The 17,085-nt window shown below is 45.1% G+C and carries 12 protein-coding genes; 6 read left to right on the top strand and 6 right to left on the bottom strand.

Going from position 1 to position 17,085, the window contains the following annotated elements:
• Positions 1-259 precede the first annotated feature (259 nt).
• Positions 260-1,384: a Glu/Leu/Phe/Val family dehydrogenase gene (locus BKB51_RS07020; RefSeq protein WP_245813248.1), complete on the top strand. Its 1,125-nt coding sequence runs from the start codon at positions 260-262 to the stop codon at positions 1,382-1,384.
• A 66-nt stretch (positions 1,385-1,450) separates the two neighbouring features.
• Here the strand turns inward: BKB51_RS07020 and BKB51_RS07015 are convergent, their stop codons facing one another.
• The 5 genes from BKB51_RS07015 to pdxR all read right to left on the bottom strand — a co-directional run bounded on the left by BKB51_RS07015 (position 1,451) and on the right by pdxR (position 8,857).
• On the bottom strand, positions 1,451-2,404 hold the full coding sequence (locus tag BKB51_RS07015; RefSeq protein ID WP_085900408.1) for a dimethyl sulfoxide reductase anchor subunit family protein: 954 nt from the start codon (positions 2,402-2,404) through the stop codon (positions 1,451-1,453).
• An 18-nt stretch (positions 2,405-2,422) separates the two neighbouring features.
• The gene (locus BKB51_RS07010; RefSeq protein WP_085900407.1) at positions 2,423-3,172 is read right to left on the bottom strand and encodes a 4Fe-4S dicluster domain-containing protein; all 750 of its coding nucleotides are present in this window, start codon (positions 3,170-3,172) and stop codon (positions 2,423-2,425) included.
• Positions 3,169-6,117 (bottom strand): molybdopterin oxidoreductase family protein, encoded by a 2,949-nt coding sequence (locus BKB51_RS07005; protein WP_085900406.1) that lies wholly within the window; start codon positions 6,115-6,117, stop codon positions 3,169-3,171. Before BKB51_RS07005 ends, BKB51_RS07010 begins: the two co-directional genes overlap by 4 nt.
• Positions 6,118-6,218: 101 nt before the next feature.
• Positions 6,219-7,136: a bifunctional enoyl-CoA hydratase/phosphate acetyltransferase gene (locus BKB51_RS07000; RefSeq protein WP_085900405.1), complete on the bottom strand. Its 918-nt coding sequence runs from the start codon at positions 7,134-7,136 to the stop codon at positions 6,219-6,221.
• 197 nt (positions 7,137-7,333) lie between these two features.
• Entirely contained in the window at positions 7,334-8,857 is a 1,524-nt protein-coding gene (gene pdxR / locus BKB51_RS06995; protein WP_085900404.1) for a MocR-like pyridoxine biosynthesis transcription factor PdxR, read from the bottom strand.
• 196 nt (positions 8,858-9,053) lie between these two features.
• Between pdxR and BKB51_RS06990 the strand changes: the two genes are divergently transcribed.
• The 5 genes from BKB51_RS06990 (at position 9,054) to BKB51_RS06970 (ending at position 16,417) form a co-directional block, all read left to right on the top strand.
• On the top strand, positions 9,054-11,270 hold the full coding sequence (locus tag BKB51_RS06990; protein WP_085900403.1) for a methyl-accepting chemotaxis protein: 2,217 nt from the start codon (positions 9,054-9,056) through the stop codon (positions 11,268-11,270).
• Positions 11,271-12,193: 923 nt separating this feature from the next.
• Positions 12,194-13,333, top strand: a complete 1,140-nt coding sequence (locus BKB51_RS06985; protein ID WP_179187924.1) for an extracellular solute-binding protein — start codon at positions 12,194-12,196, stop codon at positions 13,331-13,333.
• Between the two features lie 111 nt (positions 13,334-13,444).
• A complete protein-coding gene (locus tag BKB51_RS06980; RefSeq protein ID WP_085900402.1) occupies positions 13,445-14,542 on the top strand; it encodes an ABC transporter ATP-binding protein in 1,098 nt (365 codons plus the stop codon).
• Positions 14,535-15,533 carry an ABC transporter permease gene (locus BKB51_RS06975; RefSeq protein WP_179187926.1) on the top strand — a complete coding sequence of 333 codons (999 nt, stop codon included), beginning with the start codon at positions 14,535-14,537 and terminating at the stop codon, positions 15,531-15,533. The genes BKB51_RS06980 and BKB51_RS06975 overlap by 8 nt, the downstream gene beginning before the upstream one ends.
• Positions 15,530-16,417 (top strand): ABC transporter permease, encoded by an 888-nt coding sequence (locus BKB51_RS06970; protein ID WP_085900401.1) that lies wholly within the window; start codon positions 15,530-15,532, stop codon positions 16,415-16,417. Before BKB51_RS06975 ends, BKB51_RS06970 begins: the two co-directional genes overlap by 4 nt.
• Before the next feature lie 109 nt (positions 16,418-16,526).
• On the opposite strand, the gene BKB51_RS06965 is transcribed toward BKB51_RS06970, so the two are convergent.
• The gene (locus BKB51_RS06965) at positions 16,527-16,904 is read right to left on the bottom strand and encodes a hypothetical protein (protein ID WP_047763717.1); all 378 of its coding nucleotides are present in this window, start codon (positions 16,902-16,904) and stop codon (positions 16,527-16,529) included.
• Between the last annotated feature and the right edge of the window lie 181 nt (positions 16,905-17,085).

The following is a 17,085-nucleotide window of genomic DNA, read 5'->3' as shown; positions in this document are numbered from 1 at the left end:
GTTTTCTGGGAGAGAGCTGCATATTAGTTTGTGTTTTTGATCACTTTGATACTGCCAAACTGGTTACGGGAAGCTGGTTAATTGAGTTTCAGGTGATGATTGGCACTGATTAATGATTTGGTCTTCAACCGTCATTCTATTGGCTTTGATCCAATAAAAGACGTGATTATCTGATATGCATTACCGCCCCATTTTACGTGAGCTTACAGATTTTAGGCGCGGTAGAACGCACCAGAAAAGACGAATTGGGGAACTGAATATGTCTGATGCATCTAACATGGATGTCTTTAATCATGAGGCCTTTTCTGGCCATGAACAGGTGGTGTTCTGTCAGGATGAAACCACAGGTCTCAAGGCGATTATCGCCATCCATTCAACAGCGCTGGGGCCAGCGGCTGGTGGATGTCGCATGTGGCATTATCGGGACAACGGTTCGGCGTTAAACGATGCTCTCAGACTTTCCAAGGGTATGAGCTATAAAAACGCAATGGCAGGATTAAATTTGGGCGGAGGGAAAGCCGTTATTATCGGGGATGCCAAGACCGATAAATCCGAAGAGCTTTTTCGTTCGTTTGGGCGTTTTGTTAATGGTCTCGGTGGTCAATACATTACAGCCGAAGATGTTGGAATATCTGTTTCAGATATGGAAGTTGTCTCCCAGGAAACCCCATATGTTGCGGGTTTAAATTCTGGACTTGCCGCGAGTGGTGATCCTTCTCCCTTCACTGCTCGCGGTACTTTTAACGGCATTAGAGCTGCGGTTAAACACAAACTGGGTAAAGACAATGTTGCCGACTTAACTGTCGCTGTGCAGGGGCTCGGCCATGTCGGATGGCATTTGTGTAAGGAACTACATACTGCCGGGGCCAAGTTAATCGTAGCAGACATCAACGAAGATGCAGTTAAACATGCAGTTAAAGAATTCGGTGCCACAGCAGTATCTTGTGATGAAATACTCTTTGCTGATGTTGATGTGGTTGCCCCATGTGCATTGGGCGCAGTCTTGAATGAAACATCTATTCCCAAGCTGAAAACGAAGATCATTGCAGGTGCTGCGAATAATCAACTTGCCAAAGATATAGATGGTATGTTGTTACGAGAGCATAATATTCTCTACGCACCGGACTATGTCATTAATGCTGGTGGTATCATCAATGTGGCTGCAGAAATTGACGGAAAGTATGATCGTAAATGGGTCGATGAAAAAGTCGCTGCTATCTACGACGTTTTGTTGGATATCTTTAAGCGTGCGGATCAGGAACAGGGCGCAACAAGCGCGATCTCTGATCTAATTGCCCAAGAGAAAATAGCCATGAAAATTGCAGAGGCATCGAAAATAGGTCGATCAGGAAGTGCTGGTTCGAAAAAAGATATCGTTGCTTAAAAAAATAGACCTAATTGATAAGGCAATTAACCCTGGATCTTTAACACGATCCAGGGTTAATGCGTTCTATACTTTCTCTGCACCGTAATAGAGGCTTACAGTATGTTTGGCCTCTGCAAAAAACAGCCATCTTTCGGTGATAATGCCCAATGCGCCAGACAATATTGAGAGTATGATTGCAAGGTTACTTAGGGTGGCATTTGAAATCATGCCTGAAAGTGAAATCAGAAAGATTGGGAAAATAAAGCCAAAGATAAAGGTGATATTTCTCAGCTTTTGTCTGTGCTTTCTGGCAATTTTAAACCCCATTTCTTTCATCAAATAGTTTGCTTCGGTATGAGCTGCTTCCAAAAGGCGAACCTTACCCATTGATCCAAGGCCCGTTGCACTTCCAACAGTGCTTTGACCCGCATTTTCATTGATGTATTGCCAGTAATAGAACTTGTGCACAACAGCGATAATAATCAATACGATGGTGATCATATCAAACAGCTGATCGTTTTTGCCCTGTAAATGCAAAATCGCATTCAGCAACAAGGCACCCGTCGACAAGGATAAGATCAGGTAGCCAGCGGGCACAAACTTGTTATGCCACGCTGCAACAGGCTTCAGACAGGCGTAAATCATTGATGTGCAATAGACAGTTGCACAGCACAGCAATAACGCAGCGATGCCGATTACTGGTAGAAAAGCGAAGTGGTTACTTGAGAAAAAAGCCCACCAGAGCCCATAGATACCAGTAGGCAGGAAAGTAACAATCGCCAGAATACCTTCGCGACTTAACCAGGATGACCGCCATTGTGTCAGGGCGCGCCAGGCCCGTTCTGGCCGGCCAAGGTGAAATGTCGAAGACAGAAGCCCCAAAACAATAAGGATGAAGGCTGTGCAAAACCCACTGAGAGCTAGCGTTTGATCCGTTGGAATAACGCCAAGCATATGCCCTAGGATAAGAAGGAAAAGAAGTCCGTAACCTACGCCTGAAGCGGTTGTGAAAAGAATAACTGACTTTGCTGGATGCATGTGAAAACTCCTTTCTTTCTAGAGCGATAAGACTTTGTCAGCCCATCGCGCTAACAGGCCAGCTTTTTCAGTTTCAACTGGGGAGAGGCTAACGGGTTTATCCGAAACAGCATTCTCATTTTGTTTGGGGCGAGGCGGCAAATATTTATTTGTCGGTTTGTAATCAAGCTCTGCCATTAGATCAAAACCTTCACGCTCCGCAACAAGCTTGCTAACATCAGAGTTTGGGTCTCCCAAATCACCAAAGGATCTTGCGCCAACTGGACAGGTGGAAACACAGGCCGGTACTCTGGATGCTTCGGGCAAGTTTTCGTTGTAAATCCGATCAACGCAGAGGGTACATTTTTTCATGATGCCTGCGTCTTCATCATATTCTCTAGCGCCATAGGCGCAGGCCCATGAACATAATTTACAGCCGATGCATTTATCCGCATCTACAAGAACGATACCGTCTTCTTCGCGTTTATAGGATGCACCTGTCGGACAAACGGTAACGCAGGGCGCATCATCACAATGAAGGCAGCTTTTGGGAAAGTGAACGGTGCGGCTGTCGCTATCGTCATCAACGACTTCGAAGCTGTGAATGCGGTTAAACCAGACACCGTTGGGATCGGCACCGTAAGGATCCATATCTGTTAGCGGCGCAGAGTGGCCGCCAGTATTCCATTCTTTACAGTTCACGGCACAAGCATGACAGCCAACACAGATATCCAAGTCAATAACCAGCCCCAGCTTTTTTTGTGGACCGTTTTGCGGAAGACAGGTCATGGTTTCTCTCCTGCCAGGGTATCATCAGATAATGGTGCTTCTTGTACTTTAGGCGTTGAACTTTTTGACCTTGGCTTTTCTTCGCCAAAATCGGCACCATAACGCAATACAGCCATTTGTTCCGGTGCATTGGGGAGAGGGGCAAAAGCCTCAAACATTGGCTCTGTCGCACCTTCTTCCAGCGCGTCGCACTTTTCTATCCGCACCCTGAGATCATACCAGGCTGCCTGACCTGTGACGGGATCAGAATTGGAATAACGATAGCCGTCTTTTCTTGGCGGTAGCAGTTCCGAGATAATATGGTTTAGCAAAAAGCCACGGTTAGATTCCGGCGCTTTATCATCCAGACCCCAGGCGCCTTTACGTTTGCCGATAGCATTCCACGTCCAGATTGTGTGGGGATTAACACCGCTCATCAACTTGACTTGGGTCTTTACCCGTCCATGTGGTGAGATAACCCAAATCCAGTCTTCGTTGTCAATGCCGTGTTTTCGGGCAGTTTCTTCGTTGATGAACAGACGGTTTTGAGCTGTGATCTGCCTCAACCAGGCATTTTGAGAGCCCCAGCTGTGATACATATGCATTGGCCGTTGGGTCACCGCGTGCAGAGGATACTCTTTGCCATCCACAGCTTTTTCTTCCAAAGGCATGTACCAGATCGGAAGAGGATCAAATGTCTCGTCTATTCGACTGCGGAGATCATCAGGTGGTTGTATGTCGCCATGTCCCTGAGCTGCTAGGCGGAACTTTTGCATGTGTTCAGAATAGATGTGCATCACAATACGTTCTGCATTGGGTATCCATCCCATTTCATGAGATCGATCAAGATAAGAGCGGTTGGCAAATTTATAGTAAGACTGTTCCGGGGTGAACTCATCTGACCAGAAGCATCCGTTATCGATGTACTTTTGCAACTGATCCGGGTTGGGATCTCCTTTGCCGTGACTGTCTCCGTCTTGTCCTCGCCAGCCCGCGAGTGGTCCAACGCCCGGTGTTCGTTCGTGGTTTGTAATGTAATCAGAATAGCCGCCAGGGTACATGGCACTGCCATCTTCCTTGGTCATGCCGGGCAAGCCAACCCGTGCACCCAGATCCAACAGAACATCCTGAAAGGGGCGTACATCTCTGTCTGGTTTTATGACGGGCTGCCTGATCGAATCAGCAGGGCCATGTGCGCTGCAGATCGGGCGATCAAGCAGAGAAATCGCATCCCATCGTTCAAGATAGGTTGTATCCGGCAGCACAAGATCGGCATAGGGAACCATTTCAGAATGATATGCATCTGAATAGATGATCTTGGGGATCTTGTAGCTACCGTCTTCATTTTTATCGGTGAGATATTTAATTGTACCGGGAACATTCATAGAGCTGTTCCAGCTCATATTCGCCATATACATGAAAAGCAAATCTACTGGATAGGGATCACCTTTCCAGGCATTGTGAATGACCATGTGCATCAAGCCGTGAGAGGCCAGTGGGTATTCCCAGCTGTAGGCTTTGTCTATGCGTTTGGGTGTGCCATCCGGTTCAACCAGCAAGTCTTCAGGACCAGTAGGGAAGCCAAGCGGCATGCCGGGTAGCGGCGTGTTGGCGATGGATTCATGTCCCGCAGGTTTTGGACCCGGAGGACAGGGGCGTGGGAAGGGTGGCTTGTGCCTAAAACCACCGGGAACATCAATAGAACCCAATAGCATTTGCAAGACGTGAATGGCACGGCAGGTATGAAAACCATTTGAATGGGCAGAGATCCCGCGCATCGCGTGCATGGAAACCGGTCGCCCGATCATTTTATCCTGCTTACGCCCAGCCCAGTCTGTCCAGGCTACATCCAGTTCGATTGTTTCTTCGAAGGCAACATGGGCAATTTCTGCTGCAATACGGCGAATATTTGCTGCGCTATAGCCAATCTGATCGGCAACGGCTTCTGGTGCATATTGAGGATCAAGATAACGATCAGCCATCAAATGAAATGCCGGAACAGCCTTACGCCCATCCGGAAGGGTGAATTCACCTGCCAATGCTGGTTTGGCTTCGAGGTTAGTTGATGAGACGAGTTTTTTTGCCTCAGCATCATAACAAAGCGGATTTCCCTCGGCATCGCGGGCAAAAAGACCGTCATCTGCCGCGCCGGGGTCTTGTATGACAAGCCAGGGGGCATTTGTGTAGCGGGTTATGTAAGTCCAGTCGATCTTCTCGGCCTTGAGAAGCTCGTGAATGAGGGCAAAGACAAAGAGACCATCTGTCCCGGGGCGGATGCCAATCCATTCATCGGCAATACCGGAATAACCTGTGCGAACAGGATTTACAGACACAAACTTGGTTCCCTTGCGGGACTTTAATTTACCCAGCCCAATTTTAATCGGGTTAGAATCATGGTCTTCGGCGACCCCGAACATCAGGAGGTACTTCGTATGATCCCAATCGGGTTCTCCAAATTCCCAGAAAGATCCGCCAGCGCTATATAAACCAGCAGCGGCCATGTTGACGGAACAAAATCCACCATGGGCGGCAAAATTTCTTGTGCCAAATTTCCCTGCCCACCATCCGGTCAAGCTTTGCGACTGATCGCGACCTGTAAAGAAAGCAAGTTTTGACGGGTCTTTTGCTCTGATCTCGCCAAGCCATCCTCTAGCGAGTTCAAGGGCTTCATCCCATTCAATTTCTTTGAATTCACCAGATCCACGTTCTCCTGTTCTGAGAAGCGGTTTTTGCAAACGGGCAGGGGAATTATGCTGCATAATCCCGGCTGAGCCCTTTGCACAGAGCACGCCTTTGTTTACCGGATGATCTGGGTTGCCTTCGATATAGCGGATCTGATCGCCACGCAGGTGTACCTTGATGCCACAGCGGCACGCACACATGTAACATGTCGTGGTCTTAACTTCGTCCGATACGTGCGGGGAAGTATCAACTTCCTCTTGTTTGGACGTGGGAAAGAAACCCATAAATCATCTCCAATTTGACGCTATCCTGTTGTGATTTTTGTTTTTTTGAGTTTTTTAAGGCTTACTATAGATTGTTATATTTTATTAAATCTACAATTTTTTTAAGTAATATGAGCAACAATTGCTGCGAGTGCCATAGAAGCAAGGCGTGCTGCGGGGGGATCGGCGCGACTGGTCAATACAATCGGAACGCTTGCGCCTAATACAATTCCGGCAGCGCAGGCACTGTCACAGTAAACTAGTTGCTTGAACATGGCGTTTCCGGTTTCAATGTTTGGTACCACCAAAATGTCGGCTTTTCCGGCGACAGGATTTTTGATCCCCTTAATATGTGCTGCTTCAGGAGAGATCGCATTATCCAATGCCATAGGGCCAAAAACAAAAGCATCAAGAACTTCTTCTCTGGCCCATTCTGTCAATGTTGCAGCGTCTGTACTGGACGGCATCTGCGGATTTACTTCTTCTGTTGCGGATAGGATCGCGACTTTTGGCTTGCTGTTGCCAAGTGCATGCATCATCTCAACCGAGTTCTGAATGATCGCTTTTTTTGTTTCGAGGTCCGGCGCAATGTTAACGGCCGCATCTGTAATAATCATGGTTCGGTCAGAACCCGGAACTGACATGTAAAAAGCATGCGATAGACGCCGACCGGTCCTAAGCCCAGTTTCACGGTTTACAATGGCCTTCATGAAGATGTCTGTGTGAATTTGCCCTTTCATGATCGCGTTTACTTTTCCTGATCGGGCGAGCAGGACAGATATTTTCGCAGCTTCTTCTTCATTAGCTGTGTGGTGAATTTCGACTTTTGACAGATCCCACCCCATATCTTTTGATAAGCGGGAGATAATCGATTTATCACCAACAAGTACAGGCTCTACCAGCCCTGCTTTTTGAGCAAGGTAAGCACTTTCCATGGCTATGGCGCTGGTCGCATTAACAATAGCTGTTCGTGCGGGTGCATATTGAGCAGCATTATGTAGCAATGCATTGGGGCATTCTATTGGTTGCTGACTCAACATGAACTGTTCCTCGTTTGTTAAATAATTCCAGTTAATTAACCAAAGAATTCCCTAATTGATTTTCAGGGCTGGATTTGGGTAATTGAACGGAATAGGTTCCGAGGTAATTCTTTCCAGTCTTAGAGGTTGGGGATAGCTCCATTTGGACCCATTCGATGAGTCCAGCAGGAGTCCAAGAATCTGGTTTCTTTTATCTGTTATCTAGTTGTATTGCCGAGGGATGTATTTTTCTCTCTGAGCATTCGGTCAATGGTTTTACCCAGTCGCTTGATCCCGGGTTCGATTTTTGCGTTTTCGATAGAGGTAAAACCTATGCGAATATGAGTATCCGGCGCAGGTGATTCCAGAAAGAATGGCATGCCTGATTCTATTAACACCCCATCTTTATAAGCTTCTTTTACGAGTTGATTTGCACTTATGCCTTCGGGGATTTTAATCCAGTATGATGTCCCTCCGGAAGAATGGGAATAGCTACATTCCGGGATATAGGTTTTCAATGCTTTGTGAACAGAATTCCATCTGTTATGCCATTTCCGACGCAGGCTATAGATAAGGCTATCGTAATATCCAAGCGATAAGAAAAGTGCTACGGTGCGCTGATTGTTACTCGGGGTATAACGGACAACCAGTCTACGGTAAAACTTTAGTTCTTCAATAAGCTCAGGTGCTGCGACGATGTACCCAATACGCAAGCCTGGAAAAAGTGTTTTGGAGAGACTACTGGTATAGATAACCCGATCACTTGTATCCAAAGCCTTTAGAGCCGGGCTTGCCGATTTGAAATAGTTGATCTCGTTCTCATAATCGTCTTCGATGATAAGAAAGTCCTGTTCGGTGGCCTTTTCCAAAAGGCGGTTTCGTCTGGAAAGAGGCATTGTGATCGTCGTCGGGCATTGATGACTTGGGGTTACAAAAACATAATTACAGTCATTTAAATGATCATCGACGACCATTCCTTTTTCATCTACGGGGATCGGGGCAATATTGTTGGTGAATAGCTGCATGATATTTTTTGCATCGGGATATCCCGGGTTTTCTATGCCAACGCGTGTGTGTTGTCGAACCAACAGTCCCGCCAAAAGGTAGAGCGCGTTCTGCCCCCCAAGTGTGACAAGGATCTGGTCGCTAGAAACATGGATGCCTCGGGCGGGGAGCAATCGGGTTCTTATTTGTTCGATAAGTTGAGGATCGTCATAAATTTTATCGTCATGGATCCAGTCAGCCATGTCCCGTGTGCTCAGGGCTAGCCTGCTACATTCACGCCATGCTGTTAGGGGAAAGAGGCGTTTGTCCGGCTGTCCATAGACAAAGGGAAAAGGTTTATCCCGCCAATCCTTTGGGAGGTTGAGGTAATGACGTTCTGAGGGGCGCATGAAAAAGCGATTGGTCCAATCCGGCTTTTCCTGTTCGACCTGTTCTGTGACTCTGGTTTCTTTTTGTGAGAGTTTGGACTGTTCTAAACTTTCTACAAACTCTTCGTTTACAAAGATGCCACTGCGTTCTCGGGTGACGAGATAGCCATCATCTGTCAATCCTTGATAAACCAGAATGGCTGTGTTGCGAGAAACCCCTAAATCATTGGCTAGCTTTCTACTGGAAGGTAACTTGAACCCTGCAGGCAAAGTGCTATTCAGGATAGCGTTTAGAATAGCGCGGCGAAGCTGACTTTGAAGAGACTCTCTGCTCTTCTTTTCTAAATGGAAAAGGATATCGCTCGCCAATTCTTATTCCCCCGTGGTTTCACATCGAATTAAACATCTTTAAATTATTGGGTGCTAATCTAGGCTATCTTTTCCTAAAGCATAGCATGCTTCTGGACTGGACTCATTAATATATTGAATTGGTCCTATTTAGAGTGTGGTCGTCCCCAAATAATGTTGCCCTTTAGTGGTTTATAAAGCCTGACAGGAGAGAGATGTGTCTGATACGGATGTTAATACGCAGATCGAAGAGGACGATATTGTCGAAGAAACGTCAGAAGAAGCGTCAGGCGATAATGAGCAAAGATCAGACGACAAACGGGCATTAAAAGTAAAAACCAAACTGATGCTGGCCGTTGGCAGTATCGTTTCCACCACGTTGCTAGCCAGCTTGGTGGGATGGCTGTCTTTTGATGGTGTAAGTAGTGCTTTTGATCAAATATCCAGGAAAAGTATTCCGCAAATGTCGATTGCACTGGAACTGTCAGAAACAGCAACCAACATCGCTTCCTCTGCACCTGCACTGATCACAGTCAAATCACAACAGGAAAAAAACGATGTTTTTACGTCTCTACAGCAAAAAGAAGCATCCCTTGATAGTTTAATTATTGCCCTGAATGAAAGTGGATTTGACCAGGAAACGAGTAAACTTCTAGAAAAAACATCAAAAGAATTGAAGAATAATTTGTCCGGGTTGAATTCTTCAGTTGCTCAACAACTAGATCTTAACTCCCGAAGCTTGGCCTTAATGACTGAACTTCTGGCTACCAAGCGAGAGTTCGATGGTCTTGTTGGACCCTATCAAGAGGCGGCACGAAAAACTGTCGAAGATACAATTGATGCTTCCTTTGGAAGTACAGATGTTACCAACCAACTTATTGAAATTTTGATATCGGTCACGAGAAGTCAGGTTTCTTCTTCGTTGCAGGTTGATACGAACCAGATTTTTTCTCTCTTGGCTGAAGTTGCTACGTATCAAGAACAAGAACTTATTGAAGCGGCACAAAAGAAAGTCAAAGAGGCCGCCAGACGTAACAAAGATAATATTTCTCTTATCAATGATGATATTTCTCAAGAAGCAATTAAGATCAGAGAATTAACCAAGAAGCTGGACGCCCTTTTGTTGGGTGAAGAAAATGTTTTTTCCCTTAGAATTGCTCAAATAGCTGAAAATAATAATTCGAGCCAACTGTTAGGGAACAATGCCGAGCTTTCCCAAAAATTGAAAGATCTCGTGGACAAAATTGCGAGTTCTGCGGAAGAAGGGGCGATTGGCTCTGTTTCTTTGTCTAACAATGCGATTACGGACGGAAAGATATGGCTTCTGGTCATTTTGGGTATCTCAATCGCGCTTGCTGCTGCAGTTATGTATTTTGTTGTCAGCAAAATGATTATTTCTCGCTTGGTCTCCTTGTCAGAGGCTATGAAAGAAATTTCCGAAGGGGATCTATCCATAGAAGTTCCGACAGGTCAGCACGACGAAATTGGTGAAATGGCTAGTGCGTTGAATGTTTTTAAAGAAAACGCGCAACATGTTGAGCGCTTACGAAAAGAACGTGAAGAAGCAAAAGCGATTGCAGAACAAAAACGCAAAGAAGAAATGGATGCGCTTGCTGATCAGTTTAATATCCGGGTTAAAGGAATTGTTTCCAGCGTTCAAACATCCGTTTCCCAACTTGGCCAGACAGCACAGGAAATGAATGCAACAGCTAGTCAGGCGCAACAGCAATCCTCTCAAGCTTCTGAAGCATCTTCGGATGTTTCTGTAAATGTGGAATCTGTGGCAGCAGCTTCCGAAGAATTAACGGCTTCTATCGAAGAAATTAGCCGTCAGACATCAATGGCTGCAACAGCTTCCAGAGAGGTGAGCACAGACGCACAGGCAACGAACCGAGCAGTAGACAGCCTTTCTGAAGCGGCAGAAAAAATTGGTGCGGTTGTTGATTTGATCAGTGAAATTGCCGATCAAACTAATTTATTGGCCTTGAACGCAACGATTGAAGCAGCACGCGCAGGGGATGCGGGTAAAGGCTTTGCAGTTGTTGCATCAGAAGTTAAAAATCTTGCGACACAAACGGGAACTGCCACAGACGATATTTCTTCTCAGGTTACGACAATCAGAGACACAGTGAGTGTTGCCGCGAACGCAATAACGAAGGTTACCAAGGCCGTTGGTAATGTTGATGAAATTACGGCTGGCATTGCGGCTGCTGTGACCGAACAAACTTCGGCCACAGGTGAAATGTCTCGCAATGTGAGATTGGCAGCGGATGGAACCAGCAAAGTTTCTAAAAACATTGGTGATGTTATGCGGGCTTCAGAAGAAACCGGGCAGGCAGCTGGTGTTGTTCTTAATTCTTCCGAGCAATTAACGGCAGAACTTTTGTCACTGTCCAAAGAAGTTGATGATTTTATGCTTGAGATCCGGAAGTAGATTCAGGGGCCTTGTTATTATTTGGCTATGTCCGAAACTCTAAAAGTTGGACTCATATAGTTTTTCCTGTTGGTACTATAAACCACGGCTAATTCATTTACCGTATTATCAGGAAATATCGAAGCGTGATTTTGGTTTAGGACGGAGGAACGAAGTACAAAAGAATTGGTGAAGTATTTAATCTAAAAAACAATTTTAGATATAATTATCAAGTAGTTTCCAAAATTTGTTTACGTAAAAATATATCTGTTTTGTAAATAAATTTAGGAATAATCACCATAATAGTGTATTTTAGTTCTCGTGGCTCTGAATAAGATTACTTCTTTTTATGTTTTATTTCTGTTTCTTCTGTGAACGGAAATAGAATGAGTACTTTAACTGTTTTGTCGTTGTTGATGCCAGGATCTCTAAACTTAAATACGGAATGCTGGCTCGTAGAATGATAATAATAATGGTCAACGTTTGAATTGATTTTGATAATATTTCTGAAATCAATTCTTTGATTGATAAGTACAACTAATCATTCCGGTTTTAAGTGAATGATTATGTATGGGGAGCGAAAAATGGGTTTTGCCCAAGCGCAAAATATCATTCGGGGACGTTCTTGATGAAGGCAGTCGCTTTAATCAAGAAAAATAGTTATCCTGATTTAAGGTTTACCCGCTTCTTCTCAGCGTCTATGCGGCGCTTGCCTTCCCAAATATATGGTCAATTTTTATGGCTTTGTAAAAAGCCGATTATTTGCACATTTACACATTCTATATCAGGGAGGTGCCGAGGAAAGCTTGTCCTTTAAAATCAATCTTAACTGAAGTCAAAGTCATAAACATTAAGAGCAGCCATGAATTGCCTAATATCGCAAGTTCTGGTCTGTGAACAGGGACCCTCCTCGTTGATAAAATGAAGGAGTATGGGAGAAAAAAATGACAATACTTAAGAAAACTACAGTAAGCCGTCGTAAAGTTCTAAAAGGTGCTGCGATTGCTGGTGCTTCAACATTGGCTGCGCCCGCATTCATCAAAAACGCGCTTTCCTCTTCCGGAGAGCTAAATGTGATGATGTGGTCTGATTATCTTCCTGAAGAATTCAAGGAAGCGTTCAAAAAAGAAACCGGGATCACAATCAATCACACTGGCATTGGTTCCAATGAAGAGATTATCAACAAGCTTCGTGCGACACGTGGTCGTGGCTTTGATGTCATCTCGCCGACAAATATGCGTGCGCAACAGTGGGAGCCTTTAAACCTGCTTCAGCCTTTTGACATGAACAAAGTTAAAATTGATCGTGTTAACGCAGCAATGGCCAAAGTTGGTGAAACGGACTGGAATTTTGCAGGTAAGGGATCTCATTGGCTACCGCAGCTCTGGGGAACAGAAGCTGTTGCGTGGCGTACCGATAAATGGACACCTGAAGGCGGTGTTCCTAGCTATGGTGATCTTTGGAAAGATGGTGGCGAAAACACCATGATGGGTCGTCCGCATTCAATGATGTTGGGGGCTGGCCTTTACATGGAAACCATCGGTGAGCTTGCGCCGGGCGATGTGAAACGCGCTTACAATAGCGAAGACGACATGAAGGATGTGTGGTCCAAAATCACCAAATTCTGTATTGATCGCAAAGCAAACGTCAAAAAATTCTGGAATGATGCTGATGGTCAGAAAAACGGTCTGATGCAGGAAGACGTTATTATGGGGCAAACTTGGGATGGTCCAATCCTTGCGCTGAAAGGTGAAGGAAACCCTGTTCAGTATCAGGCACCGAAAGAAGGAGCTTTGGCTTGGGTTGATGGTCTTGCAATGCCTAAAGGCGCCAAGAATATTGACCAAATCTATGCCTTCCTGGAATTCTCATATCGCCCTGAAAATGGCGGACTTACCGCGAACCTGACAGGGTATAATTCTGCTGTGATCGGTGCTGATGCTCATCTGTCTGATGCATCCAAGAAGAATTTTGCGGAAGCTTATCCAGGCGATGCTTTGGATAATCTCTTTGCTTGGCCTGCAGAGCCAACTTGGTATGCACAGCTTCGTACAGAATTCCGCGATAAATTCGTCGCAGCTTAATCTGTAATTGAGTTCGGTAAGGGAGCACAGAATTCTCTGTGCTCCCCTTCATCCTTAAAATAATAAATTTCGGGATTTTATCTTTTCCGAGAGAGTGGTCGTGGGGTCCTCATGAGCTCAGGTGTAGATTTAGAACATGTAACAATTCGTTTCGGTGATTTTACAGCCGTAGACGATGCTAATTTAGCAATTCGAAAGGGTGAGTTTTTCAGTTTTCTTGGCCCATCCGGTTGCGGGAAAACAACGATCCTGCGGGCAGTGTCAGGATTTAACGAGCCGACTGAAGGAACGATTCGCATTAACGGAAGCGATATGCGAGGTATTGGACCGAACAAGCGTCCGACAGCATTAATCTTTCAAAATTTGGCCCTTTTCCCATTGATGTCAGTGGCAGATAACATTGCCTTTGGCCTGGAAGTCGAAGGTGTAAAGTACGTTGAACGTCGCCGGCGAGCCGAGGAACTTCTCGACCTTATTGCTCTTTCTGGACAGGGAGACAAAATGGTCTCTGAACTGTCGGGGGGGCAAAAACAACGTGTTGCTATTGCCCGTGCGTTAGCTGTTGAACCAGAAGTTTTGCTTCTTGATGAGCCGTTATCAGCACTGGATTTGAAGCTGCGTCAGCATATGCGCAGTGAATTGAGAAATATTCAGCAGCGTGTCGGTATTACCTTTATTTATATTACACATGATCAAGGCGAAGCCCTGACCATGTCGGATCGTATTGCTGTGATGTCTGCGGGTGTTATCGAGCAGGTTGGTGATGGCAGTACAATTTATAATGAGCCTGAAACAGCATTTGTTGCTTCATTTGTCGGCGAAAATAACCCTTTCTATGGGAAAGTTGTTAAGGTTGAAGGTGAGTATGCGCAAATCCAAAATAAGTTTGGTTTGCTCAGAGGGCGTAATACACAAGATATGAATGTGGGGGATGCGGCCATTCTCTTTGTTCGACCAGAAGCACTTTCTCTTGTCGAAGGTAACGATACAACACCTGCTGAAAATATTATCGAAAGCACAATTCTTGCCGAAGAGTTCGAAGGACCATCGATCCATATTCATATGGAAGGGGACACGGAAAAACGCATATCCTTCTCTGTGAGTAATGAAGGCAAGGGAACGCACTTGAAGGTCGGCGATACAGCAAAAATTTGCTTTAATGTCGACCGAGCTATTGTGTTACCAGAAGGAGATTTAGCTGATGAGTGATTTCCTGTCCGTATTTCTCGCCGTTGTTCTGGCTCTTCTTGTCGCGCCAATGCTGCAAAAGAATACCGATACAGTTTGGGCAAATTTGCGACAGATCACTTTCGTCAAAAAGAACGGCGTGTTGGTTTCTACCTATCTACTTGGTGCTGTATTTATTTGGGTTGGCTTAATGATTGTTGCCCCCCAACTTTATATGGTGGATTTTTCATTTAGAGATGGTGCGATTGGGGGGAATCCCGATGCCTATACACTCAAAAATTATTCCTATTTGATTTTTGGGCGCGATAGTGATGAAAATCTCTTTAATTTGCTCCATTTGCAAATCTTCCTGAAAACCATTCTGGCATCTGTTGGTGTAACCTTATTGGCATTCTTGCTCTGTTACCCAATTGCTTATTACCTTGCTCAAAGCACAAAAGGCGGGACAACTCGTTTGTTTCTGATCGCTTTGATTTTGCCGTTTTGGGTTAATGAAATTCTAAGGGCCTTTGCCTTCCGAATTCTTTTTGGATCAAGCGGTGTGATCAACGTCACTTTGATGGGGATGGGAATTCTGGACGAACCTATTGATTTCATCAAGGCCGATGTCGCGATGTATGCGGGCTTGAGCTATGCCTATATCCTGCTCATGGTCTTCCCGATTTACAATGCGATTGAAAGTCTGGATCACAACCAGATTGAAGCAGCCAGAGATTTAGGGTCACCGTGGTGGCGTATTCACTATCGTGTGGTTATTCCCTATGCAAAACCGGGTATCGCTTCTGGCTGTACGATGGTTTTCATGCTTTCGGCAGGTGCGTTGGCTGTTCCCCAAATTTTGGGAGGACCAAGCAGTCTCTGGTTTACACAGATCATTTATGACTGGTTCTTTACCGGCGGTGACTGGTCTCGTGGTTCTGCCTATGCATTTGTTTTGCTCTTCTCCTGTATTATCTTTGTATTGGCAGTGATGAAGTTCTTCAAAGTTAATTTAGGGGAGCTTGCGAAATGACCTCTGATCTTATTCAGAAGTACATGGTGCGTTTTTATATCGCGATGTTCTTCCTATATCTTTTTGGCCCGTTGATCTTGATGGGGGTAACTGCTTTTAACACGCCGACCTTCCCGACAGCGATACCGATAGATGAATTAACCATGAAATGGTTCTCGGTTCTCGCCAATGACAAGGACATGATAAAGGGAATCAAAAACTCGCTTTGGATTGGTTTGGGTGTTGTTTGCTTGGCTGTTCCGATCGGTTTGGCAGCAGCTTTGTTGATGTCACAGGTTCACAAGAAAGCTCAGTCTATCTATTACATGATTGTTGTGTCTCCGCTACTGACACCTGGTGTTATTTTGGGGATTTCAACGCTGGTTTTCTGGGATCGTCTGGGTGTTTGGGTCGATGCGGATTATAACTCTGTTTTTTACAGCGGTATTTTCCTGTCGGTTATTGGTCAATCAACGTTTATTTCTGCTTATTGCATGTTGATTTTCCTGTCCAGACTGCAACGCTTTGATCGCACCCAAGAAGAAGCTGCGCTTGATCTCGGGGCGACAAATGTTCAGGTGTTCTGGAAGATCCTTATTCCCTTCCTGAGACCTGCGATTGGCTCGGCTGCCTTTCTGGCTTTCCTGACCAGTTTCGAAAACTACAATACAACCCTGTTTACTATTCAGGCAGAAAGTACTTTGACAACTGTTCTTGCTGGTAAAGTAAGACTGGGGACCAACCCGTCGTTAAGTGCTTTGGCTGTGGTGATTGTTGGTATTACGCTGGTGGGGGCTGTTATGCATGAAATCTACCGCCGTAGAGAAATGAGGCGCGAAGCTCTTGCTGCAGAAGCCGCAAAAAGGGCGGCTGATATAGCTGATAAAGGTATGGCGCCTGTGTAGTCAGCCTTAATTAGAAAATTCAGCAAAAATTAATGGCGGTAAAGTTTAAACTTTACCGCCATTTCTGGTGTCATATTTAATCTTGAACAGAATTAGATTTTATAGCTATCTATGCGCCACCATTCCCAAAGTGTTCGCCGATAATTTCTTCTTTTGTATCGAGTGAAACATCTGATACAGACTTGGTTGGCCCTGTTTGCTGCCAGGCAATTTTCCAATAGAGTTCTTTTTCCATTCTGAGAATTTCAATGAATGCCTGATAATGCTTGATATCGAAATAGGCTGTGGCTGTTCCTTTTTTATGGTCACCATAGGGGTTTTGGGCGTTTTGATCGCCATAGTCTTTGAATACAGCAAGTCCGCAGTCTTTACCTTTTTCGTTCAATAGTCTGATAATTATCTGAGACTTGGGTTTGTCAGCAGTAGATTTGGTGTTCAGAATCTGCACTGTATATTTCGAAATGCTATGTACGGTTGTTGGCATCATCGGCCTTTCCCCTGCAGTCATTCATATCAAGAATTTTATGCTTGTGAACTATCTTTAAATTCTATGGCTTAAAATTCTAAGGTAAGCCGTGGAAGAATCACAGCGATTTATGCCACATCCTATCATGTTACCACTTAAGGCTCTATGGATCGTAGAATCTGGACTCACCAAATTGTCATTT

This window comes from Kiloniella majae (assembly GCF_002118315.1).
Lineage (GTDB): Bacteria > Pseudomonadota > Alphaproteobacteria > Kiloniellales > Kiloniellaceae > Kiloniella > Kiloniella majae.
Note: the sequence above shows the minus strand (reverse complement) of the source record. Positions and strands in the feature narration are given on the sequence as shown.